Source organism: Moraxella sp. CTOTU48841 (assembly GCF_032061225.1).
GTDB lineage: Bacteria > Pseudomonadota > Gammaproteobacteria > Pseudomonadales > Moraxellaceae > Faucicola > Faucicola cinerea.
Window position 1 is genome coordinate 1 of the sequence record NZ_DAMBFQ010000014.1, and the last position, 23,189, is coordinate 23,189.

Sequence of the window (23,189 nt, forward strand, 5' to 3'; positions counted from 1 at the left end):
TAGATTTTAGTTTATTCATGTGGCTATGATACTATATTTTCTGGGTTTGGTATTATTACAACACCGCCCATCAAGCCACTGGCTTGCCAAGCAACAGGCATGGTTTAAGCCTTTTAAGCGACTATCACTGACTGAAATAGGCTATCTATTCATCGTGATGGTGTTGGTACCTTTGATTATCGCATCGCTTAAAGGGGTGACGCATGTGGTGTGTCCCAATCACTTGCAAATTTTTGGCGGTGACTATCCTTATCTCACGATACTAGAAGACATCCAAGCCGGCACCCGCTCAAAATGCTTCCCTGCAGCGCATGCCAGTGCTGGGTTTGCCCTGTATGCTTGGGCGTTTATCCCAAGTCTTTGGCACAAGCGCTGGCAAATCGCAGCGATGGTGACGGTGATAGCTTGGCTAATGGGTGGGTATAAAATGTTGATAGGTGACCATTTTTTCAGTCATACCCTGGTATCTATGAGCTTGGCGTGGGGGATTTGCGCGGCAGTGGCATGGGCTTGGTGTCGATTTTATGCCAAAACTACGTCCGCAAAAAATTCAAAGCGCTAATAGTTCATGGTATAAAGCTATAAAAAAGCGTTGAGGAACACCCCACGCCTCTTTTCGGTTGCATGGCTAGCTTAACCGATTGATGGTCATCACCACTTTATAGCCATCGGGATGATTGGCAGTTAAGCGAGAAGGCAGTTTATCGTTACTGTTGCTATAGCTAAACGTGGCTGTCCAATCGCCATTTTGGGCGCTCACTAGGCGATTAATGCTGTCTTTTTTACCATTGGCATCACTGGGTGCTGGCTGCCCTTGAATCCAGTAAGGCAGCTGTGAGATGGGCGCTTGCCAACCGGTTGCACGTAATAGCAATTCTTCAGGGGTAGCGGCATTGATGGTGCCTTTTTCGTTGGTTAACGTCGCAGATTGACCATTGTAGCTGATTTTGGTTTGACCCGCATTCATCGCACCGGCAATCTCAATGGCAAAGTTTTGTCCTTGCTGTGTCCAAATATAAAACGCGCTGCCTGCCTGCTGCGGCGTGGTCATGCCAATTTTACCATTGATGGTAAATTGCGCGCTTGGTCGCGTACTTGCAGCCGCTTGCTCAGTAGATGTGGTCGATGGCGCCGTGGCTGTTTGGGTATTGGCCACAGGGGTTGTCATTCCTGTGACGACAGGCTTGGCTGGGATTGGCTTAGTTGTTGCCTGTACTGACTGACAGCCTGTTAGCAGCATGCTACTGATGCCCAAACAGGCAATACTTAACCCCGTGATTTTGCTTTTGACAGCTGGTAATAAATGCATAATATCCTCAAATGTTAATCAAATTTGTTAATCAAGTTTTCATCAACTGTTAACTGGTTTTGCTCAAGTATGATGGTTTAAAAAACCGATGGGTAAACTATAAATAGCCATTGTTAAGCCTGTTTTGCTTAACTGCTCAAATTGGTGAAAAAGCGGTTGTTATTTATCTGTTGTTTATCTGCCATTTACCTGTCAGCTATCTGCTTTACAACCTTCATTGCTCGCTAGTGTCACGCTCAGGGACGATTTTAGGCAGCGCTATTGCAGATTTTCGGGTTGATAACCGAGTTCATGGACCAAGATTTGGTTGATGCGAGCCGCTTCTTTTTGGTTGCCCAAATTTAAGTAGGCTTGTTGCAGTAGCAGGCCGCTAATCACATCGGGTACGATATCAAAATTATCTGATAACAGACTAATGACGGTAGCGTTATTAGCCTGATGCAGCGCTTGTTGCGACAATATTTGCCGCGCCTTTAAACCGACTTCTTTATCATTGATTAATGCCGTCAGTAGGGCGGTCACTTCTTCATTATTTTGTTTTAAATTGACCAAGGTTTGCGCATATTCGAGTTGATAATCCACATTTGCCGGTGCAAGGCGAATCAACTCTTTTAACAGTCGCAGTTTACTGGCGTCATCATCATCGGGCAGTAACAACACCTTGGCAAATAAGATATCGGTATTATTGGGTAAACTGGTTTGCGCGCTATTAAGCAAGGCTAACGCTTGCGCAGTTTGGTTGTTTTTTTGCAAAATATTGGCTTGCATGATGTAGCTTTGCGGCGCAAAACTGTCAAATTGCTCCCGTAGCTTGACGCTACTGGCAATCGCTTCCTCAAAACGACTTTGCGAGATTAACAAATCAATCTGTTGCTGTCTGGCTTTGAGCACCAAGTCAGGTTGCATCACTTTGCCATAGTAGCCAATCGCATCATTGAGTAGGTTCTGGCGTTCGGCACTGACAGCCAAATAATAATTGGCTTGGTCCTTAAAGTTGGGGCTGGCAATCAACGCTTTGAGCAAGCGATCTGCTGCGGCGTATTTTTTTAAATCAATACCCACCAAAGCCGCCAGTAGTTTGATTTCTTCATCTGCCAAAAATTGCCGATTAGCCGTGGCATTGAGCTGTTGCCATACTTGCGCGCTTTTGCCTTGCTTTAGCATATAGCGAATTTGATAGACAAATAGCGCTTTATTGTCAGGGACGGTTTTACGCGCCTGCGCAATAAACGCAATCACTTGATTACTGGGCGATAAGGCTTGCAGAATATCTGCTTTTAACGTCAAAAAAGCCGGGCTTTTTGGATTGGTTTTAAGCGCCCGATTAATCGCCACTAACGCGGCTTTGGGCTGTTGAAACTGTAGTAGCAGACCTGCTTTCATGACCAGTAGTGAAGGGTTGTTTTTGATATCTAATCGATTGAGCGTAGCAAGCAGTTCAGCTTGGTCACGGGTTTCCGTGGGATAAATCCCAATCAAAATCTGACTTAAATCAGCGTCAGGATCGTACTGCAAAATTTGATTGAGCTTTTCGCCGGCTAATTCATACTCGTGCGCTTTGAGTGCCAAATGGGTCACATAAAAAATCGCCGGCACATGGTCAGGGTTTTGCTGCTGCCATGCATTGGCAAAAGCGAGTGACAACTGTGGCGGTTCATTTTGTAAAGATAAACCCAGTGCGCGTTCAAATACCGGGGCCGCATCCGCCAAAAAAGACTGCTGCTTATAGGTCGCTAACGCCTGATCGATACGACCGCGATCTGCGGCAAACTCCGCCATCAAAATCGCATACAGGCTTGGCTGGCTAAGAGACTGATTCACAGATTGACTAGCGGATGCAAAATTTGCCCCCGCACTAAAAACCGCTGGACTAAACAATAAGCTTGCCAACGTGAGCGTAGTCGCGACTACATTTTTGCCTAAAGCGGTAAAAGGTTTAAATACATCAAGCGGCTTTAGGTTAGATTTCAGATTCGGCTTTAGATTGACAAAAAGTTGATATGGTGTGGATAAATGCATCGGTAAATAAATCGATAAACAATAAGGCTTGACATATTTCGACGCAAAAAAGCGTGGATTGAGGGGACAACCACGCACAGCGCAATAAGCCGATGAAATAACCGCGGGAAACAACTTTAGCATTTAGCTCGCTTGGGCAGTAACGTACCTAAAAATCACAGTCAGTATTACTGTTAATGACAAGTAAGATGTAACAAAATGTTCATGATACAATTGAATTATACGGCTACGACGGGCTCAACTATGTAGAATTATGGTTAAATCGTATGGGTAAATAGCAACCAAATGAGCAGATGTGGCAGAGTTAAGTAAAAAAATATGATGATAGCTCGAATGACCGTTCAAAATACTAGGCATGCTAGACATGGTAATGCGTTAAATCGTAATACTTTAAATCGTGGCTAAAGAATTTTCCTGAATCAAAAAAGCAGGATGTTTTTCATTTGTTATCAGCAATGGTATAATAATCGACTTTTCTAATTTACTTTTATTAAGCGTTTGTTATTAAGTTGCTTTAGGTTTCTTTATATTGCTACTTTTCCCCTGTGTTATCAAACATGACAAATGTCGATAGGCTGATATGGGCTGGATGTCGCTTAGCTAGCACCAGTTAGGTTCACAAAAATCGGCTTTGATAAACGCGGTCATTTTTAAGGTCAGTACGTTATATGCAGCTTCTGGTTATTGGGTTAAATCATAAAACAGCGCCAGTTGCCATGCGTGAGCAATTGGCGTTTGCTGCTGAAGATTTGCCGATTGCCTTAGATTCGCTCAAAGCGATCACACAAGGCGCGGTGATTTTATCGACCTGCAACCGCACTGAAATCTATGCCCTAGCCCCCGAAGGACAGACCCTTACTAGCACGATGTCACAAGTGATTGAATGGCTAGCGGCTTTTAAAAACACGCCCATGCAAAAAATCGCGCCACACCTGTATCAATATCAAAATAACCACGCACTGCTACATTGGGTGCGGGTAGCGTCTGGGCTAGACTCGATGATTTTGGGCGAGCCGCAGATTTTGGGACAAATCAAACAGGCGGTGCGCCAATCCCGTGCCAAAGAAGGTATCTCGAGTAAGCTTAGCTGGGTGATTCAGCAGGTATTTGCTGCCGCCAAACAAGTGCGCAACGAAACGCGGGTAGGCTCACAAGCGGTATCGTTAGGCTTTGCCGCCGCCAAATTGGTGACCCAAATTTTCCAAAAACCTAGCAACAACACTTTGCTTGTGGTCGCGGCAGGTGAGATGAATCGGCTGGTTGCGACCAATATCGCAGGTTTAGGTGTCGGCAAAGTCATCATCTGTAATCGTAGTCCTGAGCGTGCCGCGCTGCTTGCCTCTGAGCTTGAAACGATTGTGCCGCAGATTGAGATTACCCCGCTTGATCAATTACCCAGCGTGTTGCCGCAAGCGGATATTGTAACTAGCTGTAGCGGTAGCCTATATACCTTGATTGATAAAACCATAGTGAAACAGGCGTTAAAACAGCGCCGTCATCAGCCCATGTTAATGATTGATTTAGCCGTGCCTCGCGATATTGACCCTACCGTCAGTGAGCTAGATGACGTGTACTTATACTCAATTGATGACTTACAACATGTGATTGCAGGCAACCTTGAACAGCGTCGCCAAGCTGCCGTAGAAGCAGAATTATTGGTGAGCCAAATCGTGGTAGCGATTGAGCGCAAATACTTGGTGCGCCAAGTGGGTCAGGATATTCAGCATTACCGTGAGCAAGCCAAACACCATGCGGATATGATTTTAAGTCAATCCTTACAGCAGCTTGCCGATGGTCATGCAGCCGAAGCCGTGTTAACCGAACTGACTCGTAAACTCACCCAAACGTTAACCCATGCACCTTCTAAGTTATTGCGAGAAACGGCTAGCGAACAGCCTGTAGAAACTGTCAATTTTGTGGCACAACAGCTAACCCATGCCTTTCGCAAAGACAAATGCCCCTATCTCACCCATAACAATACCCTGCTTGATGACGAGCCAGCGTCACCGTCTTTTGACAATCAATAATTTTCCTATCGCTGAGCTTTTAAGCCCAATTTTTCGCTACAAGCGGTGGCTAGCTTTTTTGCATCAAATTTGTAATACTGAAAATTGCTCTGCTAACTCTGCTAACAATGGCGTCAATTAGGATTTGCTATGTTTACTTGCCCACCGATACTACCGTATTTTATCCCACTGCCGCCGCTTAGCCTGCAAGGCGAAGCCAATCTTGGCATACCCACTTGGTTAGCAGCAGTGGAAGCGGACTTGGATAAGGCGCTGGCATCTGGCACACCGATTCGCCAAGTCGTCATGGGGCGCTGCTGTGCGATTGATAGCATGATGGAAGCCTTATTTGAGTTGTATGAACTCGATCAAACCGATTTGACGCTGTTTGCCACAGGCGGGTATGGGCGTGGGGAGTTGCACCCGTTTTCCGATGTGGATTTATTGCTGTTAAGTCCAAACCCGATTGATGAGGCCTTGAACCAAAAAATTTCGCCGTTCGTCGCGAAGCTTTGGGATATTGGGATTGATCCTGCTTTGGTGGTGCGCTCTGTTAAAGAGTGCGATGAGGCTTGTCACGATGATATCACGGTCGCAACAAGTCTGTTAGAAGCACGAATTTTGGCGGGCAATGTTGCCCAAGCTGGGTTGCCGATGCAGCTACTCAATAAAAACTGGTCACAAACCAAGTTTTATGAGGCCAAAATGGCAGAAGCCAAAGAGCGCTATGTTAAACATAATTCGACGGAGTATAACCTAGAGCCTGACCTGAAAAACGCGCCAGGGGGCTTGCGAGATATTCATACTGTCGGCTGGATTAGTAAGCGCTATTTTCGTGTGACAAACTTGTTTGGACTGGTGCAGCAAGAATTTATTACCGAAAAAGAATTTGATGAGCTGCAACAAGCGGAAGATTTTTTGTGGTTGATTCGCCATCATCTGCATAAAATTGCCAAACGCAATGAAAACCGTGTTTTATTTGACTATCAGCGCCTGATTGCTGAGCGCATCGGTTATCGTGACAATTCGCATTCCAATGCCGCAGTTGAGCAGTTTATGCGCGATTATTACCGCTATGCCATGTCAAACTCAACATTGTCTGAAATGCTCACCCAGCACTACTATGAAACCTTGATTGAAGCACGCTTACCCGATGAACAGCGCCCGGTGAGAAAGGTGATTAATGAGCGCTTCAAACTGGTCGGTGATCGCATGGCGGTGACGCATAGCCGTGTGTTTGCCCAGCATCCGACCGCGATTTTAGAAATGTTTTTGTTGATGGGTCAGCAAAATATTCGCCATATTCGTACCCGCACGCTACGGATTTTGAAAATTGCCGCGCGGGGCATTGATGAGCATTTTCGCAATGATCCCGTCAACAAAGCCATGTTTATGGACAATATCAAAGAGCAAAATCTGCTATTTTGGCGACTGCGAGTCATGAAACGTTATGGCGTGCTAGGTAGCTATTTGCCTGCTTTTGGTCAAATTACTGGATTGATGCAATATGACTTGTTCCACCGTTATACGGTAGATGCCCATATTTTGATGTTGATACGTATGTTGCACCGCTTTACCGATGACACTTATGTTGATACCTATCCGCTTGTCAGTGGTATCTACCGCCGTATTGACCGTAAAGAGATGCTGGTGTTGGCAGCGATTTTCCACGATATTGCCAAAGGTCGAGGCGGTGACCACAGTGAACTTGGCGAGCAAGATGCCATCAAGTTTTGCTTGTCACATGGTTTAAGCCAAGCCGATGCCGAACTTGTCGGCTGGTTGGTGTCTCAGCATTTATTGATGTCGATGACCGCGCAGAAAAAAGACATCTCTGACCCCGAAGTTGTCGCAGCATTTGCCGATAAAGTCGGAAATGTGACTTATTTGAATTATTTGTATGTGCTCACCGTTGCCGATATGAATGCCACCAACCCGCAGCTTTGGAACAGTTGGCGCGCAACCTTGATGCGTCAACTATATACCCAAACCCGCCGTATCCTGCGAGCTGATATCGATGCACCGATGAACCGCCAAGACATGATTGCCAGTAACAAGCAAAGTGCCCGTGATTTGCTAGCAGCTGATAATAGCTTGGCTGACATTGAAAGCCTGTGGGATGGGCTAGGGGAGGAGTATTTTTTGCGTGAAGTCCCAAGCGATATTGTTTGGCATTCCAAAGCCATCATGGCGCATGATGAGGTACAAAAACAACGCACAGAGAGCGAGCGACCTGAGCCGCTGATTATTTTGCGTGAACATCGCGAGTTGGCACTCGATGCCGTGCAAGTGTTTATCTACACCCATGACCAATCCAATTTATTTGCGGTGACCATGACTGTGTTTGACCAAATGGATTTGGACGTACTCGATGCGCGCGTCATCACCGCCTCGCGAGATTTTGCCCTAGATTCTTACGTATTACTTGACCGACATGGCACGCTACTCACCGATATCGAGCGCCAAACTGAGCTCGTTGAGCGTCTAAAACAAGCTTTTATTAGTCCAACGCTGCCTGAGGTAGCGCAGCGACGCATGCCCAGACAGCTCAAGCATTTTCATGTGCCCACCAAAGTGTCTTTTAGTTTTAACCCGCAATCCAATCAGCATATGATGATTTTGGAAACCCTTGACCAGCCAGCCTTGCTTGCGCGTGTGGGGCAGGTGTTTTTGGCGCATGATATTGAAGTGCATTTTGCCCGCATTACCACATTGGGTGAGCGCGCCGAAGATATGTTCTTTATCACTGACCATGAAGACAAACCACTATCGGATGAGCGACTAGAAAAACTCAAACAGGCATTGGTAGAAACGCTGAATGTCAGTTAACTTGTCAGTGGGAAAAGTCGGCTGCAAGCAAGCCCAATCGTAAGTCTAAGCGCAAGCCCAATTACAAGTAAGCTACTGGGTTTGATTACTTTTGGGTACGCGCCAAATACACCATTAAACAAACCATGGCAATGAGCGCGATACCTGCCCCCACATAACCCACCATAGCCAGTCCTAAGCTTGCAATCACCAGTCCACCGACGAACGCGCCGCCGCCGATACCAACGTTATAAATTCCTGAAAAAATTGACATCGCTACATCAGTGGCATTCGGCGCAAGCTGCAATACACGTAGCTGCAAAGCAAGGCTAATCGCCGTAATTGCCAACCCCCATAGCATCGCTAGGGCAAGCCACAAGATTGGCACATGGGGCAGCCAGACCGATGCCAACAGCGAAAACAGCAGCGTTGCCATCGCGCTAATCAAAAACGCCCGTGGGAAACGGTCATAAAAGTGCCCAAATAGCCAACTCGCTAGCAAACCTGCCACCCCAAAACTCAGCAAAATCACTGTAGCAAATTGCTGACTAAACTGACTAATCGTCAGCATATAAGGCTCAATATAACTATATGCCGTAAAGTGTGCCGTCACACATAACACAGTAAGCATATAGACAGTGAGCAAGGGGATATTATTAAAAATACTGGGTAAACTTGCGGCTGAGCCGACATCTTTGCTCGGCAGTTTTGGCAAAATCCACCACACCATAATCATTGCCAAGAGCGCAGCCACACCAATCGTGCCAAACGTCATCCGCCACCCAAGCCACTGCCCAATCATCCGACCCAAAGGCAGCCCAAGCACCGTCGCCAGCGCACTACCCATCGACAATAGCCCCAAGGCTTTGGTTTGACGATCTTTGGGCGCCACACGCACCACAAGGCTTGCGGTAATTGACCAAAACACCGCATGCGCTAGCGCAATCAATGCCCGTCCAACCAACAGCATGGCAAAACTTTGCGCCATCACCGACACTGCATGTCCCCCGATAAAGATAACAAATAATGCTATCAATAGCTTACGCCGTTCGATACGGGCAGTGACAAGCATGGCAGGGAGTGACAAAATAGCCACAATCCAAGCATAGATAGTGATCATATGCCCCACCGTTTCTACCGGCATGGCAAAGCTATGACCAATGTCAGAGAGCAGCGCAATCGGCACAAATTCGGTGGTATTAAAAATAAATGCCGAAATCGCCATGACAATCACGCGCCACTGGCGAATTTGGTTGGGATAGTTGGGGTTGGACTGGGTGTGTTTGCGTAACTGGTGAAAATGACTCATTGCGGACAGGGTGGCTAAGGCTGATGGCATACCTTAGCGGCTCACTCTATAAAATAAAAGCAATTTTACGTTATTTTATGATGAAAATAGCTTTGGTAGTAAAAAATCGACGCATAGGGTATCGCGATAACCTAATGCATAGCGGATAAATCACTCATACAGTCATCCGCTATACCCACTAGCCAAGCCACATAGGGATAAGTGGTTAGAAAACTGGCAGTCAGTCCGACTATTTACCTTTGGACAAAATCGCCACTTGGCGGATATAAGTGTGTAAATCAGCCACACTCTCATTCATCAATTCATCATCTTGGGTGTATTCGGCGTAGGCAATCCAAATCAGTAGCTGCTTGATGGTGTTGAATTCACTGTCAAAAAAAGTTTTGGTAAATTGTTTTAAGGTATTGTCATCTTGCAAATTTAGGCGCGTTTGCCAACTTTCAATTTTGGCTTGTTGCTCAGGGCTAAAGGTATGGCGAAATAAAAATTCGACAATCGCATGCGGTTCTTCTTCAGCCAGCAATTTGCCCAAACGCTTGATGTGGCGTTTACGTGCTTCATGGCTGGTGATATCGGCAAGCTGCAGCAAGTCATCCAAAAAAAACTCACTGGCAGGCAGTGCCTTCATTTGTTTTTTTGACAAATTGGCAAGCGGCTCAGCCAGTCGCTGTAGGCGTTCATGGGCTTTTTTTAGTTCGGTACGGCTAACCGCCATATCCATTTCAGCAAAATTAATCATTTATCAATCTCAAAGTTATCAATCATAAGTATAAAGTTGATTCAGAACGTGCTACCAGCGGTTTTTTTCACGGTGCTTGATACGTACCACCATCTCTTTGGGTAGCGATTGGGTCAGTGATTCGCCCAATTTCTCTGCGATATACACAGAGCGGTGTTTGCCCCCAGTACAGCCGATAGCGATGGTCACGGTATGGCGATTGTTGTGCAAAAAAGGCGGCAACCATTTTTTAAAAAAAGCGATAATATCATTAGCCATGTCATCTACTTCGCTATAGTCATCAAAAAATGCTTTGACATCATCATCTAGCCCTGTTTGGTTGCGCAGTTCAATCTTCCAATGGGGGTTTGGCAGGGTACGCACATCAAAAATAAAATCAGCATCAATCGGTGCCCCATATTTAAACCCAAAGGATAAAATGTTGACGGTTACCGCATTATCCACGCCCAAATGATCGCGGATGACTTCTTTGAGTTGGTGGATATTAAGAAGGCTTGTGTCAATTTTGATATCAGCGCGAATAGCAATGGGTTCTAAGATATCGATTTCTTTTTTGATGGCATTGGGTAGATTGCCCGACACCGCCATTAACGGATGCAGACGGCGCGTGGCGTCAAACCGTGCCACCAGGACGCTTTCTTGGGCAGTCACATACAGTATTTTAATCGCGGGTTTGCTATAAGTCTCTATCAGCTTATGATAGACCTCAGCAAACCGCGATAAGTCCGCTTGTGGCGAGCGTACATCGATACCAATAGCGATTTTATAAATTTGGCTGTCATGTACAAGTTTATCAATGGCGCTAGGGACTAGCGAGAGTGGCAAATTATCAATTGGATAATAGCCAAAGTCTTCCATAATATTGAGAACCGATGTCTTACCCGAGCCTGAACGTCCTGAAACAATGATAACTTGTAGCGTTGACATAGTTAATCCTTCACAGATGCGATGGTAGGTTGTCGATTAAAGTCGCTAGCCGATGGCTGATTCATTTCCTGATTTAGTTCCCGACTAAACTCTAGGTTATCTAAAAGCCGTGTTTTCTTGCCCAAAAAAGCGGCGGTCAAAATTACCAAGTCTTTATCAGTGGGCTTCGGCGGTTGTAATAAGCGATTTTTAACTGCCAAATAATCCACTTTAAAGCCTGAATCAGCCACCGTCACGCGATTTAACTTATCAATTGCGCCGGCAATAATCTTGTCAAAATCGGCAAAATTGGCAGTTGTTAACTCATTGGCAAGCTGTTGCAAGCTTTTTTGCAAGGTGGGGGCAAGTTGACGCTCTGCTTCGCTTAGGTATTGATTGCGAGACGATAATGCCAACCCGTCCTCAGCGCGCACGATATCTACTCCGACAATCTCAATCGGGAAATTGAGCTCAGCGACCAACTGGCGGATAATGGCAAGTTGTTGATAGTCTTTTTTGCCAAAAACAGCGATGTCAGGCTGGACGATATTAAACAGTTTACTCACCACCAAGCCGACACCATCAAAGTGGGTGGGGCGAGTGTTGGCACACAAGATTTTGCTGATATCGCCAGACAGCACTTGCACGTTGTTAGGGTAGGTTGGGTACATTTCTTCCACGCTTGGGGCAAATACAAAATTTGCCCCCGCTTCGGTGAGTTTTGCCACATCGGCCTCTAGCGTGCGTGGGTAGGTATCAAAGTCTTCACCCACACCAAATTGGGTTGGGTTAACAAACACACTGACCACCACGATATCGGCAAGTTCCTTGGCTTTTTTGACGAGGGTCACGTGACCGCTGTGCAAATTACCCATCGTGGGAACCAGCGCTATCTTTGGCGCAGCCACTTGATGGCGTAAAGGTTTTAAGGTGTCACGTAATGCGTTGATGGTATGAAATACTTGCATTTTTTTGCCTTTATGATTACTAAAAACTATGCGCTGGCGTTGGGAACGTACGGTCTTTGACCGCTTTATGATAGGCTTTAAACGCCCCGGTGATATCCTTGGTTTCGTTATGCTCGTCGGTCAAAAAGTTTTTGACAAACTTGGCAGGTTTACGGGTATATACCCCAAGCATATCGTGCATGACCAGCACTTGACCATCACACTCCACGCCTGCGCCAATACCAATCACTGGCACGGGGAAAGTGTCACGCACTTTTTTGGCAAACTCAGCAGGGACGCATTCGAGTAGTAAAATGGCTGCACCCGCTTCTACCACTGCTTGACAGTCAGCCATGAGTTTTTCCGCTTGGGCATCGGTTTTGCCTTGTACTTTGTAGCCACCAAACACATTCACTGATTGCGGCGTCAAACCTAGATGCACGCAGGTCGGCACGCCGTTGTTGGCAAGCACTGACACGATTTTGGCAAGCTCGGCACCGCCTTCGATTTTGACCACATGCGCGCCTGCTTGCATCACCGCTTGGCTGGCATCGAGTGCGCGCTCAAGCGTGGCAACGCTCATAAAAGGTAAATCACATAAAATCAGTGCATGACTGTTGGCACGAGCCACGTTTTGGGTATGATACACCATGTCTGCGATTGTCACCGGCAAGGTTGAGGTTTGTCCTTGCACCACCATACCAAGACTGTCGCCAATCAAAATCGTATCAATCGCTGCAACTTGCATGGCTGCTGCAAAACTTGCGTCATAACATGTCAAGCACGAGAACGTCTCGCCATTGGCTTTAAGTTTGTTTAAGGTGGACAAGGTCACAGGTAATTTAGGTTTAATCGTCGCTGCGGCAGATGTTGACTCAGTTGTTGAATCAGGGTTAGATTCTAGGTTGCTAACGTAGCTCATGCGGTTTCCTTTAAAAAGCAAGGTTAAAAGAATCAAGGGTAAAAGAAGTAAAGCTAAAAGAAGCAAGGGCAAAAGAAACAGGCAAAAACAAGAAATAGGAAAAACAAAAAACGTTACTTTATCAATGGTTTAATTTTTTGCGATTTCAAATCCATAGCACCAATAATTTGTTAATTTTTACAAAAAACCCTGTTAACTGATATGGGTTAAACTACGGTTAATTTTTCCAAGCCCTGCCACTGTTGACTGGTCGGTAAATCTGCCAATTTTTGTCCATTTACCATAAGGGTTGGGTCAAGCTCCAGCAGCGGAATCAGCACAAAATTACGCGCAAATAAGCCTTCATGTGGCACGGTTAAACGTGTATGGTTGATTGTGTCGTCGCCATACAACAATACATCGACATCCAAACTACGCTCACCCCAGTGGCGCAAACGCGTGCGCTTGGCAGCGCTCTCCAAACTTTGGCAAAAATCCAACAGGGCTAAGGGTGCCAAATCGGTATCAACTTTTACCACCGCATTAAAAAAATCGGGCTGGTCGGTGACCCCAAAGGCTTTGGATTGATACAGTGATGATGATGTAACATTGGCAAAGTGCGGTGATGCGTAAAACGCCGCAATAGCATTGGCAATATGCTGCTTTGGCGTACCAAGCGCGTTTGCGATATTGCCTCCCAAACCGATATAGCACGTAATCATGGTTGATGACCGTCGATTTTGACCGCGCGTTTGCGGGTGCGTTTTGGTGCTGCCGGTGCCTCGTCCTTAGTCACCGCTTCTGCTGAGACTTTGCTATCAGCAACCGCTTTTTTACGCGTCCGTGGCGCTCGCTTTGGCTTTGGCTGTACCAATCCACTATCAATTATTGATTCATTGGAAGCCGAATGATTGACCGTGCCAGTGCCAATGTCAGTGTCAGTGCTAGAGACAATATCAATATCGGTATGAGTCACCGCCTGATTGTCAATGCTTTGTTTGACGGGTGTTGGGCTGACAGGTTCGCCACGCAAATCACTAGCGGATGTTGCGATATCCGCTTGCTGGCGTTGCTCCAAAATCGACCAGTTTGAGCTAGGGGTACGTCGCGCACGTTTGGCAGGTACACTCGCTGCCGATAAATAGGCTTTGTCACGTTTGCGTGAGCGACTTAAGTGTGAATTATTTGGGTGCAAATCATTTGCGTGTGAACTATTTGGGCGTGCACTTGTCTCAGTATAAGCTGATATTGAAGCAGAAACTGTCGGCTGATAAGAGTGGTCATCGTCTTTTTGCGCTACGATAAGTGACTTAGCGGGTGCTGAGTTGGTGTGACTGGCAAGCGATAACTGCTGCAGCTGGGCTTTTTCAAGTTGCTGCTGCTGTGTTAGTTTGTGTGCTTTGGTAGATAGTGCGGTATCTGGTACCAGTTCATGTTCGATTTGGCTGCTTGCTGCAAACGGCAAGCGGCGTCGTTCACTGCGGTGCTTTCCATGACTAAAATCGCTACCCATCTCTACTTCATTATCATGCACCGCATCGCTAGTTTGGTAAGCAACACTGTCGTCCTCAAAACTGGTTTGATTGACAATATTGGCAAAGCGCAAACGTACTGATTCAAGGTCGAACTCATCAATCGCTTGTTGCTGCTGTTTGGCACCTAGGGTTTGAAACCACGCCCACCAATGTCCCATGCCGTTGGTACTTTCATCATCCAACGTAATCGCTGCGCCATGTTGTTTGGCAAGTGCTTGGTTTTTGGCTTCCACTTGCTCACGCATCATCAAAAAGTCATAGGCAGCCCGAAAACGTGGGTTTTCAAACAGCTTTTGCAGATTTTTTTTGCGCGGCTGGGCAAGTCTTGGCTGCATGAGCCAAATATCTTTAATAAACTGCTCGGCAAACTTGGGCATCGCCGTGTGCTGGCGCTGCTTGTCCAAGACTTTATTGGCGGCTTGGTTTTGCGCGTCGCTAAATGGTGTGTTCTTTTTAAACTTATCCAATAAATACAGATAGTTTTCCCACAAAATAGTCGCATAAAAGAACGCAGGGTTAATGCTTTTACCACTGCCTATGCGCCTATCGGTATTGATGGTGACTTGGTTGAGTAGTGGCGTCACGGTTGTCGGTGGATAAAACAGCAACTGAGAAAACGCACCATAATCAAATAGCAGTGGTAACATCGGCACCAAGTAGCCGCCTGTGAACATTTTTTGCGTCTCATCGTACAAACGGTGAGGGGATACTTGCGCCAATAATGCCCAGTTTTGCGCGTTGAATTGTTGGTTTAAGGCGTTATCAAAATCAAACTGCAATTTTGCTTTAAAACGCAGCGCTCGTAGCAGACGTACAGGGTCTTCTTCCACCCGTTTTTGGGTGTCACCGAGCAGACGAATGGTGCGGTTTTCAATATCGTTGAGACCCCCACAAAAATCATAAACGATGTCGTCAAATGGCTGATAGTACAGGGCATTGATACTAAAATCGCGGCGCACCACATCTTGATAGATATCGCCCCACACATTGTCACGCATGATCATGCCGTCTTCGGTGAGATGATTGTTGTCCTTAGGCGGCGCGCGAAAGGTCGCAACTTCAATCATATCGCGACCAGAATACACATGACACAGCTGAAAACGCCTTCCGATGATGCGGCAGCGTTTGCCAAATACTTCTTTAATTTGGTTTGGGGTGGCGTTGGTCACAGCATCGAAGTCTTTGGGCTTTAAGCCTAACAGGGCATCACGCACCCCACCACCGACGATGTAGGCTTCAAAACCCGCCTGCGTCAGTGTGCTAATCACTTCTTTGATGGAGTTGGGTAAATCAGCTTTGTTTAAGCCCAGTTTTTTGGCATCCCGGCGAGCCGACTGTCTATCTAAAACATAATCGGTTGCGGTATTGCCAGCAGCGTTTGCCGTGCTAGGTGATTTGCGAGTTTTTTTTGCCATGTATATAACCAAAATCCATGAAAACGGCAGAAATTTATTAGCGGTTAGTGTACCAAATTTCTGCCTAACTAGGGATATTAATTCACGGTTACAAAAAATCCAGTGAGCGAAAAGTATTGTTGAAGGATTGATTATCTGTAGGACGTTAGCGCTACCGGATGAGACGGTTTGCTTGCTAGTACAGCGTGTATAAAATAAGAATAGGCTTGTGATGATTGCCAATGCTTTGCTATCGCTATTGGGTGGTGATGCGGTGGCGATTTTTATCGACAGTCGCTTTGCCGATACCTTTGACGTTGGCTAGGTCATCCGCTGTGGCAAACGGCGCTATCATTTGCCGGTATAAAATAATTTGCTGGGCTTTTTTGGCGCCGATACCATCAAGCTGTGTAAGCTCGGCTTCACTGGCTGTATTGATATTAATCACTTTGGGCGAATTGGCAAGGAGATTTGCAGAGGGTTTTGTGGTCCCACTGTTAGTACCCGTCAAATTTGTCACTGCCAAAAAAGCCTGCTCGGGCGTCAAGGTTGGGGTACATACTTGCGCCTGTGCGGGCATTGCCCATATATTTAGAACTAAAATGGCAAAAATTGAGCCAACTAATAATCGAAAAATCATTGCTTTAACGGTCAAATCCCTGTTGACTCAGTATAACTTGCCCAGACTTTTGGAACAATCAATCTTGGGCAATAAAAAAGCCAAAACCCAGTCAGGTTTCGGCTTTTACTATGCACTAAAGGCTTGTGCCGATAACGAGAAATTATCTTGGCTGACCTTTTGCATGCTCTCCTTTTATATGAGGGTGACCACGGTTTACTTTGACCTGTTTTTTGACATAATGTTTTTTCACCTGTTTTCTAACAGGTTTTTTGACAATTTTTTTGACAGGTTTATGACGTAGCTCATTCTTATGCGTCACTTTTTTATGAGTGACGTTTTTATGAGTCACTTTTTTGTGAGTTACGTTTTGGCTAGGTGCGTTATGGGCAGGTACAGCTGGTACAGCCGGTGCTGCAAAAGCGGTTGTTGAAGCAAATACCAAGGCTAGGGCGGATGCAAATAGCGTTTTTTTCATAGTCGTCTCTTAAAATATTATTGTTATACCAATTTATGTAATGGATCAACAAGATTGAATAAACAAGATAGATTCAATAACAAACGAATCAAACCTTGTGTTAAATCAATGCTATTAAATCAATGCTATTAACCAAATTGGTTTAATACATTGGGTTTAATGAGTTGATGTGAGCTATTATGCCACCCCAAACTTAGTACAAACTTAGCTAAAAAACTGTTTTACCAAAAAAATGTACACGGCATGTAGACAGGGTATTAGCTGTCAATAACACTAGAACCTAAAACCTAGCCTGTGCTCAAAACCCCTTATACAAGTTTTTCATGCTGTTTTGCCAAGTCCCACAAGTTATCCATTTCCTCTAAGCTAGAAGTTTCAGGGGTTTTACCCATTTTGGTGAGCTCATCTTCAATAAAGCCAAAACGAGAGCGAAATTTATGCACGGTGGTCAAAGTCGCTTTTTCGCTATCAATGCCCAGTTTGCGAGCAATGTTGACTAGGGCAAAAAAACAATCCCCCAGTTCTTTTTCTAGCAGCGCTTTTTGCTCAGGCGTCGGTTTTTGACCATCGATTGGTAAGATTTCTTTGAGCTCTGCCACTTCTTCGTCCAATTTGTCCACAGCACCCGACACCACATCCCAATCAAAACCGACTTTATTGGCAGTTTTTTGTAGTTCTTGCGCTTGCATCAACGCTGAGCCTGCCTTGACCGCATCAAGGGTGCGGCGATAGTTTACCAGTTTACCCTGTTGGGCTTTTTCGGCATTTTCCAAGGCTTTGATTTCATCCCAGCGTTTTTTGACATCTTCATCGGTTTTTAGATTTTCTTTGTCGAACACATGCGGGTGACGGCGAATGAGTTTTTGTTGTAAGGTGAAAATCACCTCACTGATATCAAACTGCTGCTGCTCTTGGTATAAACAAGCGTGAAACACCACTTGTAGCAGCACATCGCCAAGCTCACCCTTGATGTCGTCAATGTCGCCCGATTGTATGGCTTCGACAAGCTCATAGGTTTCTTCTAGGGCGTAGGGAATGAGGCTGTCGTTGGTTTGTTTTTTATCCCAAGGGCAGTCTTGGCGCAGTCGTGCCATTAAGGCAATGAGGTCAGCAAAATTGGAAGTCGGTTGCATCGTTATCTCTGAAGGGTGATTAATAGTAAATGATGAAAAATTCACAATATAATTGACCTAGCTATTTTAGCGCATTTGACGTAGCAATCTAAGTGCATTGGTAAGTATTTGCCTTGACAGTCTAGATGCTTAAAATACAGAGGCTTCAAATACAAATACCTAAAACACAGATGTCTCAAAATAATCGTTGTCATTGCTATGCCATTTTGTCAAACTATAGTGATATTGGCACAAACTTACCCAATTTAAAAATATAAGAAATATCAAGGCTGAAAATACGCGACGGCTTCGCTAATTTTTGCTGCGATTTGTAAGGTTTCATCACCCATGATTACAACTATTTTTGTCATTGGGGCAGGCTATGTCGGTCTGTCCAATGCTGTCTTATTAGCCCAACCTAAACTTGCTAACCAAGTCACCTTGGTCGATATTGATGCCCAAAAAATTGCCCAATTACAACAGCAAGCGTCGCCGATTGACGATGCGTTGATTGCGCAGTTCTTGACAACGCAGTCCTTGAATTTAGCAGCGCAGTTGGTAAGTGAGGCGGATTTTTCGACCGCAGATTTGGTGATTATTGCTACACCGACGAACTACGATGTCGCCACTGGCAAATTCGATACCTCATCGGTGGAAGCCAGTATCCAAACGGTACGCGCTCACAACGCACAAGTACCGATTGTGATCAAATCGACTGTGCCGATTGGATTTACCGTTGACATGCAGGCAAAATTTGATACGCGTATTTTGTTTATGCCGGAGTTTTTGCGAGAAGGCAAAGCGTTATATGACAACCTACATCCGTCACGTATTATCGTTGGCTGTGATATAAACTATGTGCCAGCGCTGCAAGATGTTTGCCACCAACTAATCGTCCAATACCAAACTGCCAGCGAACAAAACCACACCCCAAGCCAAATTATGCCGCCTACTGAGGCAGAGGCGGTCAAACTATTTGCCAATAGCTACCTTGCCACACGCATTGCATTTTTTAACGAGTTAGATAGCTTTGCCGAAAGCATGGGGCTTGATAGTGAGTCGATTATCACCGGTGTGAGCTTAGACCCGCGGATTGGCATGCATTACAACAACCCATCATTTGGGTATGGTGGCTATTGTCTACCCAAAGATACCCAACAGCTTAAAGCCAATTATGAAGGGATTCCTGCCAATGTGATTCATGCGGTGGTGGATGCCAACAATACCCGCAAACGCTTTATCGCCCGTCAAATTATCGCCAAGCAGCCTAAGACCGTGGGTGTGTACCGCTTGAGTATGAAAAAAGATGCCGATAACTTTAGAGATTCTGCAATTTTGGACATTATTGAACTGCTCAAACAACATGCCATTGATGTACAAATCTATGAGCCCAGTCTGTCGTCAGCGCAGTTTATGGATTGTCCTGTAGTCAATGATTTAGCAAGTTTTTTACAAACCAGCGATGTGATTGTCGCGAACCGATTACATCCCGAATTAGCGCACGTCAAGGCAAAAGTGTATAGCCGCGATGTGTTTGGTGATAGCTGATTATTGCTAGTGAATAACTGATTTTGAGTAATTAACAGTTAATTGAATGACATTCTTAATTCTTAATCCAATGAGCCACGTATATGAATGATTTTTCTCCCATCACAATTTCGTCTTTTAAAGCCTATGACATCCGCGGTGAACTCGGTAAAAATCTTGACGAGGACATTGCCTACCGTATCGGACGTGCTTTCGCCCAATTTTTAAGTGCACCGCTATCAAATCAGCAAAAACCCGCGATTGTGATTGGCTGTGACATTCGGCCCAGTAGTGAAGCCCTCAAAAAAGCCACTATTCAAGGTATATTAGATGCGGGTATTGATGTGATTGATTTGGGCATGACAGGCACTGAAGAAGTGTATTTTGCCACCAGTCACTATGGCGCGATTGGCGGTATTGAAGTGACTGCCAGTCACAACCCCATTAATTATAACGGGCTAAAATTGGTGCGTGAACAGTCAAAACCTATTAGCGCGGATACCGGCTTGGCAGACATTCAACAAATCGCAGAAAAAGGCGCGTTCAAAGCGGCAGCCACTAAAGGCGAGTATCAGTTAAAAGAAGATAAAACCGCCTATATCGACCACCTGATAAGCTATATTGACGTCAACGCGTTACGACCTTTGACAGTGGTCGTCAATTGTGGCAACGGTAGTGCCGCGCCAACGATTGATTTGCTTGAGCAGCGTCTACAAGCTGCCAACGCGCCTATTAATTTTATCAAAATCAATCATGCGCCCGATGGCAGTTTTCCCAATGGTATTCCCAATCCCATGATTATTGCCAACCGTAAAGTGACAGCAGACAAGCTATTGGCAGAGAAAGCGGACTTAGCGATTGCGTTTGATGGCGATTTTGACCGCTGTTTTTTCTTTGATGAAAACGCTCGATTCTTGGAAGGCACGTATGTAGTGGGGGTGCTTGCCAAAGCTTTCTTGGATAAAAATCCTGCCGAGGCGATTGTCTATGACCCGCGCAATATCTTAAATACCGAAAGCGTCATCGCGGCGGCAGGCGGCAAAGCGACTATCAGTAAGTCAGGGCATTCTTTTATCAAACAAATCATGCGTGAAAACAATGCAGTGTATGGCGGTGAGATGTCTGCGCATCATTATTTCCGCGATTTTAACTACTGCGATAGTGGTATGATTCCTTGGTTATTGGTGATTGAGCTGCTATCAAAATCAGGCAAAACAGAGGCGCCAAAAAAACTGTCGCAACTGGTTGATGAGATGATTGCCGCCTTTCCTATCTCAGGTGAGATTAACTTTAAATTAGACGGTATCACTGCGCCTGCGGTGTTGGCAAAACTTGAAGAAAGCTACCAACAATTTGATAGCCAAACGGCGACCCTTGATAAACTCGATGGCTTATCGGTCAATTTTCCACGCTGGCGCTTTAATGTCCGCGCTTCTAACACTGAGCCACTGATTCGTCTCAATGTCGAAGCAAGCGGTGATAAAACGCTATTGGATGAAAAAACCAAACAGCTAGAAAATTGGATTGTGGCACAAGGCGGCACGCCAGCGGATCACTAGGTTTTATTAACTACCATAAAAAAGCCGCTCCTATAAAAAAAGCCGTTTCAATGCTAATTCAATGAAACGGCTTTTTTACTATTTAAGCTAAAACCATCTAGGCTAAAACCATTAATCCTTAGCAAATGGCTGTCGGATTATTTACCGCCACGCTCAGCACGGGCTTTGTTGATGAGATAGTTAACCACTTGTGGCACTTTACCATCCTCACCCTCAACCACGTATTTGCCATCAACGACAACCGCAGGCACCCCTGATAGTTGGAAGCGCTGCGCCGCATCTTTTGAACGCGCGATACGGGTATTCACCGCAAAAGAATTGTACATGCTGTTAAATTTATTGATATCCACGCCTTTTGATGCGTACCATTGACCGATAGAGGCTTGGTCAAACAATTTTTGGCGGTCTTTTTGAATGGCGTCAAACATCGCTTGGTGGGTTTTGCCTTGATAGCCTAACAACTGTGCGGCATAAAAACCGCGCGCGTTTTGTTCCCACACAGGGTTCATCGCAGCTGGCGTCTGCATAAACACCACATCAGCTGGCAATTTTTTTGACCACTGTGCCATGTAAGGTTCTAATTTGTAGCAGTGTGGGCAACCATACCAAAAAAATTCGCGAACAATGATTTTATTGCCTTCAATTTTCTCTGGATTTGCAAGCACCTTATAGTCTTGACCCGCTACAAAATCTGCAGCTTGGGTTGATAAACTGGTCAAGCCGATAGCGGCTGCGATTGCGGTCATTGCTAATTTTTTCATGGTTGCCTCATTAACAGTCAAATCATAGGGTCTAGCACGGCTCATATCTTATAGTATCTTATAGAAAATCGCTTGCTAGCAGGGCTCAAAATACGAAAATACCTGCGCGTTATACTATCATAAATTAAGGATGTGCCTAAGTGTAATACTTTGTAAACTAAAAAAAACTACAGTGGTGAAAAACATAAGCAATATGTTAATTAAATTTTCTAAATTACAAAGTATATTTTTTTAAGTTTATTTTACCAGTCATACTTAAAGTTGGGCGGTTATGCGGCTGGGTAGTCATCAGCTATTTTACGCTACAATTTTACGCTATCAGCCTGCCACATAAATTCTACAGCGCATGGGCTAAAAACTGTTAGAATAAGGCTATTTTTGATAGCAATTGTGGTTAGCGAGCAACCGCATTTCAAAAAACGCGATAACATGTTATTAAAGTAAAAAGTATCGAATTAAAAAAATAGCGAAGTAAAAATCAAACGGAACTATCATCATGACACAACCGAACCTACAGCAAAACGTCGACTTACAAGAAGTACAAAAATTCACCGACCTTGCCAATGAATGGTGGGACAAATCAGGCGCGTTTGCCACCTTGCACCAAATCAATCCGCTACGCTTAAACTGGATTGAACAGCAAACCATCGCCCGCCAGCAATCAGGATTAACGGGCAAAAAAGTGTTAGATGTCGGCTGTGGTGGTGGTATTTTGTCACATAGCATGGCAGTGCGCGGCGCCACGGTGACGGGTATTGATTTGGGAGAAGCCAATATCAAGGCAGCACAAATCCATGCCGAACAAACTAGCCAAGCGATTGATTTTGCTTGTGTCGCTGTAGAAGATTTTGCCAAAGCGCACGCTGGTGAGTTTGATGTGGTGACGTGTATGGAAATGCTCGAGCACGTGCCAGACCCGCAGTCAATTATCAATGCCTGTTTTACCCTGCTCAAACCCAATGGTGTATTGGTACTATCAACCATCAATCGCAACCCAAAATCCTACCTGTTTGCGGTGATTGGCGCTGAATACCTATTACGCTTGCTGCCACGCGGCACACATGATTATGAAAAATTCATCACCCCAGCTGAGTTAGATCGTTTTGCCCAGCGGGCAGGCTGCAAACGTCAAGATTTAATTGGTTTACATTACAATCCACTTATCAAGCACTATTGGCTGGCACAAAATGTTGACGTTAACTACATGATGGCAGTCTACAAACCTCAGTAGTTGGCTTTACTTAAATATTAATCGTTGAT

The 23,189-nt window shown here is 45.2% G+C and carries 19 protein-coding genes; 6 read left to right on the plus strand and 13 right to left on the minus strand.

The window, feature by feature from the left end; all coding sequences use genetic code 11:
* Positions 1–25: 25 nt before the first annotated feature.
* Positions 26–562 carry a phosphatase PAP2 family protein gene (locus RT034_RS10150; protein ID WP_313016379.1) on the plus strand — a complete coding sequence of 179 codons (537 nt, stop codon included), beginning with the start codon at positions 26–28 and terminating at the stop codon, positions 560–562.
* A gap of 66 nt (positions 563–628) precedes the next feature.
* On the opposite strand, the gene lolB is transcribed toward RT034_RS10150, so the two are convergent.
* Both lolB and RT034_RS10160 read right to left on the minus strand, forming a co-directional pair.
* Entirely contained in the window at positions 629–1,309 is a 681-nt protein-coding gene (lolB, locus tag RT034_RS10155) for a lipoprotein insertase outer membrane protein LolB (RefSeq protein WP_409566373.1), read from the minus strand.
* A 258-nt stretch (positions 1,310–1,567) separates the two neighbouring features.
* Positions 1,568–3,451, minus strand: a complete 1,884-nt coding sequence (locus tag RT034_RS10160; RefSeq protein WP_313016381.1) for a tetratricopeptide repeat protein — start codon at positions 3,449–3,451, stop codon at positions 1,568–1,570.
* Positions 3,452–3,996: 545 nt separating this feature from the next.
* Here RT034_RS10160 and hemA point away from each other — a divergent pair.
* Together hemA and glnD are read left to right on the plus strand one after the other, a co-directional pair.
* Complete coding sequence (hemA, locus tag RT034_RS10165; RefSeq protein WP_313016383.1) at positions 3,997–5,355, plus strand: glutamyl-tRNA reductase; 1,359 nt, start codon at positions 3,997–3,999, stop codon at positions 5,353–5,355.
* Positions 5,356–5,484: 129 nt separating this feature from the next.
* The gene (gene glnD, locus RT034_RS10170) at positions 5,485–8,163 is read left to right on the plus strand and encodes a [protein-PII] uridylyltransferase (RefSeq protein ID WP_313016385.1); all 2,679 of its coding nucleotides are present in this window, start codon (positions 5,485–5,487) and stop codon (positions 8,161–8,163) included.
* 85 nt (positions 8,164–8,248) lie between these two features.
* Here glnD and RT034_RS10175 read toward each other — a convergent pair whose 3' ends face one another.
* The 10 genes from RT034_RS10175 to mazG form a co-directional block, all read right to left on the minus strand.
* A complete protein-coding gene (locus tag RT034_RS10175; RefSeq protein ID WP_313016387.1) occupies positions 8,249–9,481 on the minus strand; it encodes a sugar transporter in 1,233 nt (410 codons plus the stop codon).
* A 199-nt stretch (positions 9,482–9,680) separates the two neighbouring features.
* A complete protein-coding gene (yjgA, locus tag RT034_RS10180; RefSeq protein ID WP_007116564.1) occupies positions 9,681–10,190 on the minus strand; it encodes a ribosome biogenesis factor YjgA in 510 nt (169 codons plus the stop codon).
* Between the two features lie 51 nt (positions 10,191–10,241).
* Positions 10,242–11,117 carry an RNase adapter RapZ gene (gene rapZ / locus RT034_RS10185; RefSeq protein WP_159375564.1) on the minus strand — a complete coding sequence of 292 codons (876 nt, stop codon included), beginning with the start codon at positions 11,115–11,117 and terminating at the stop codon, positions 10,242–10,244.
* 2 nt (positions 11,118–11,119) lie between these two features.
* Positions 11,120–12,064: a pantoate--beta-alanine ligase gene (gene panC, locus RT034_RS10190; RefSeq protein ID WP_313016391.1), complete on the minus strand. Its 945-nt coding sequence runs from the start codon at positions 12,062–12,064 to the stop codon at positions 11,120–11,122.
* 19 nt (positions 12,065–12,083) lie between these two features.
* On the minus strand, positions 12,084–12,965 hold the full coding sequence (gene panB, locus RT034_RS10195) for a 3-methyl-2-oxobutanoate hydroxymethyltransferase (protein ID WP_313016393.1): 882 nt from the start codon (positions 12,963–12,965) through the stop codon (positions 12,084–12,086).
* 206 nt (positions 12,966–13,171) lie between these two features.
* Positions 13,172–13,666 carry a 2-amino-4-hydroxy-6-hydroxymethyldihydropteridine diphosphokinase gene (gene folK / locus RT034_RS10200; RefSeq protein WP_313016395.1) on the minus strand — a complete coding sequence of 165 codons (495 nt, stop codon included), beginning with the start codon at positions 13,664–13,666 and terminating at the stop codon, positions 13,172–13,174.
* Positions 13,663–15,894 carry a polynucleotide adenylyltransferase PcnB gene (gene pcnB / locus RT034_RS10205; protein WP_313016396.1) on the minus strand — a complete coding sequence of 744 codons (2,232 nt, stop codon included), beginning with the start codon at positions 15,892–15,894 and terminating at the stop codon, positions 13,663–13,665. The genes folK and pcnB overlap by 4 nt, the downstream gene beginning before the upstream one ends.
* A 235-nt stretch (positions 15,895–16,129) precedes the next feature.
* Positions 16,130–16,453 carry a ComEA family DNA-binding protein gene (locus tag RT034_RS10210; RefSeq protein ID WP_313016398.1) on the minus strand — a complete coding sequence of 108 codons (324 nt, stop codon included), beginning with the start codon at positions 16,451–16,453 and terminating at the stop codon, positions 16,130–16,132.
* A 202-nt stretch (positions 16,454–16,655) separates the two neighbouring features.
* Positions 16,656–16,970 (minus strand): hypothetical protein, encoded by a 315-nt coding sequence (locus tag RT034_RS10215; RefSeq protein WP_313016400.1) that lies wholly within the window; start codon positions 16,968–16,970, stop codon positions 16,656–16,658.
* A gap of 308 nt (positions 16,971–17,278) precedes the next feature.
* A complete protein-coding gene (gene mazG, locus RT034_RS10220; protein WP_313016402.1) occupies positions 17,279–18,103 on the minus strand; it encodes a nucleoside triphosphate pyrophosphohydrolase in 825 nt (274 codons plus the stop codon).
* A gap of 327 nt (positions 18,104–18,430) precedes the next feature.
* Here mazG and RT034_RS10225 point away from each other — a divergent pair, with 327 nt between their 5' ends.
* Together RT034_RS10225 and RT034_RS10230 are read left to right on the plus strand one after the other, a co-directional pair.
* Positions 18,431–19,630: a nucleotide sugar dehydrogenase gene (locus tag RT034_RS10225; protein WP_313016404.1), complete on the plus strand. Its 1,200-nt coding sequence runs from the start codon at positions 18,431–18,433 to the stop codon at positions 19,628–19,630.
* Between the two features lie 83 nt (positions 19,631–19,713).
* Entirely contained in the window at positions 19,714–21,168 is a 1,455-nt protein-coding gene (locus RT034_RS10230) for a phosphohexomutase domain-containing protein (RefSeq protein ID WP_313016406.1), read from the plus strand.
* A 137-nt stretch (positions 21,169–21,305) separates the two neighbouring features.
* On the opposite strand, the gene RT034_RS10235 is transcribed toward RT034_RS10230, so the two are convergent.
* Entirely contained in the window at positions 21,306–21,929 is a 624-nt protein-coding gene (locus tag RT034_RS10235; protein WP_040403627.1) for a thiol:disulfide interchange protein DsbA/DsbL, read from the minus strand.
* 496 nt (positions 21,930–22,425) lie between these two features.
* On the opposite strand from RT034_RS10235, the gene ubiG reads away from it, so the two are divergent.
* The gene (gene ubiG / locus RT034_RS10240) at positions 22,426–23,160 is read left to right on the plus strand and encodes a bifunctional 2-polyprenyl-6-hydroxyphenol methylase/3-demethylubiquinol 3-O-methyltransferase UbiG (protein WP_007116237.1); all 735 of its coding nucleotides are present in this window, start codon (positions 22,426–22,428) and stop codon (positions 23,158–23,160) included.
* Positions 23,161–23,189: the final 29 nt, after the last annotated feature.

What these genes read in the sequence shown, in the direction of transcription:
- mazG (WP_313016402.1), bottom strand. Translation starts at nt 18,103, where the DNA reads ATGCAACCGACTTCCAATTTTGCTGACCTCATTGCCTTAATGGCACGA.
- rapZ (WP_159375564.1), bottom strand. Translation starts at nt 11,117, where the DNA reads ATGTCAACGCTACAAGTTATCATTGTTTCAGGACGTTCAGGCTCGGGT.
- RT034_RS10230 (WP_313016406.1), top strand. Translation starts at nt 19,714, where the DNA reads ATGAATGATTTTTCTCCCATCACAATTTCGTCTTTTAAAGCCTATGAC.
- ubiG (WP_007116237.1), top strand. Translation starts at nt 22,426, where the DNA reads ATGACACAACCGAACCTACAGCAAAACGTCGACTTACAAGAAGTACAA.
- RT034_RS10175 (WP_313016387.1), bottom strand. Translation starts at nt 9,481, where the DNA reads ATGCCATCAGCCTTAGCCACCCTGTCCGCAATGAGTCATTTTCACCAG.
- panC (WP_313016391.1), bottom strand. Translation starts at nt 12,064, where the DNA reads ATGCAAGTATTTCATACCATCAACGCATTACGTGACACCTTAAAACCT.
- glnD (WP_313016385.1), top strand. Translation starts at nt 5,485, where the DNA reads ATGTTTACTTGCCCACCGATACTACCGTATTTTATCCCACTGCCGCCG.
- pcnB (WP_313016396.1), bottom strand. Translation starts at nt 15,894, where the DNA reads ATGGCAAAAAAAACTCGCAAATCACCTAGCACGGCAAACGCTGCTGGC.
- yjgA (WP_007116564.1), bottom strand. Translation starts at nt 10,190, where the DNA reads ATGATTAATTTTGCTGAAATGGATATGGCGGTTAGCCGTACCGAACTA.
- RT034_RS10210 (WP_313016398.1), bottom strand. Translation starts at nt 16,453, where the DNA reads ATGCCCGCACAGGCGCAAGTATGTACCCCAACCTTGACGCCCGAGCAG.
- RT034_RS10225 (WP_313016404.1), top strand. Translation starts at nt 18,431, where the DNA reads ATGATTACAACTATTTTTGTCATTGGGGCAGGCTATGTCGGTCTGTCC.
- folK (WP_313016395.1), bottom strand. Translation starts at nt 13,666, where the DNA reads ATGATTACGTGCTATATCGGTTTGGGAGGCAATATCGCAAACGCGCTT.
- panB (WP_313016393.1), bottom strand. Translation starts at nt 12,965, where the DNA reads ATGAGCTACGTTAGCAACCTAGAATCTAACCCTGATTCAACAACTGAG.
- RT034_RS10235 (WP_040403627.1), bottom strand. Translation starts at nt 21,929, where the DNA reads ATGAAAAAATTAGCAATGACCGCAATCGCAGCCGCTATCGGCTTGACC.
- RT034_RS10160 (WP_313016381.1), bottom strand. Translation starts at nt 3,451, where the DNA reads ATGCTAAAGTTGTTTCCCGCGGTTATTTCATCGGCTTATTGCGCTGTG.
- hemA (WP_313016383.1), top strand. Translation starts at nt 3,997, where the DNA reads ATGCAGCTTCTGGTTATTGGGTTAAATCATAAAACAGCGCCAGTTGCC.
- lolB (WP_409566373.1), bottom strand. Translation starts at nt 1,309, where the DNA reads ATGCATTTATTACCAGCTGTCAAAAGCAAAATCACGGGGTTAAGTATT.
- RT034_RS10150 (WP_313016379.1), top strand. Translation starts at nt 26, where the DNA reads ATGATACTATATTTTCTGGGTTTGGTATTATTACAACACCGCCCATCA.
- RT034_RS10215 (WP_313016400.1), bottom strand. Translation starts at nt 16,970, where the DNA reads ATGAAAAAAACGCTATTTGCATCCGCCCTAGCCTTGGTATTTGCTTCA.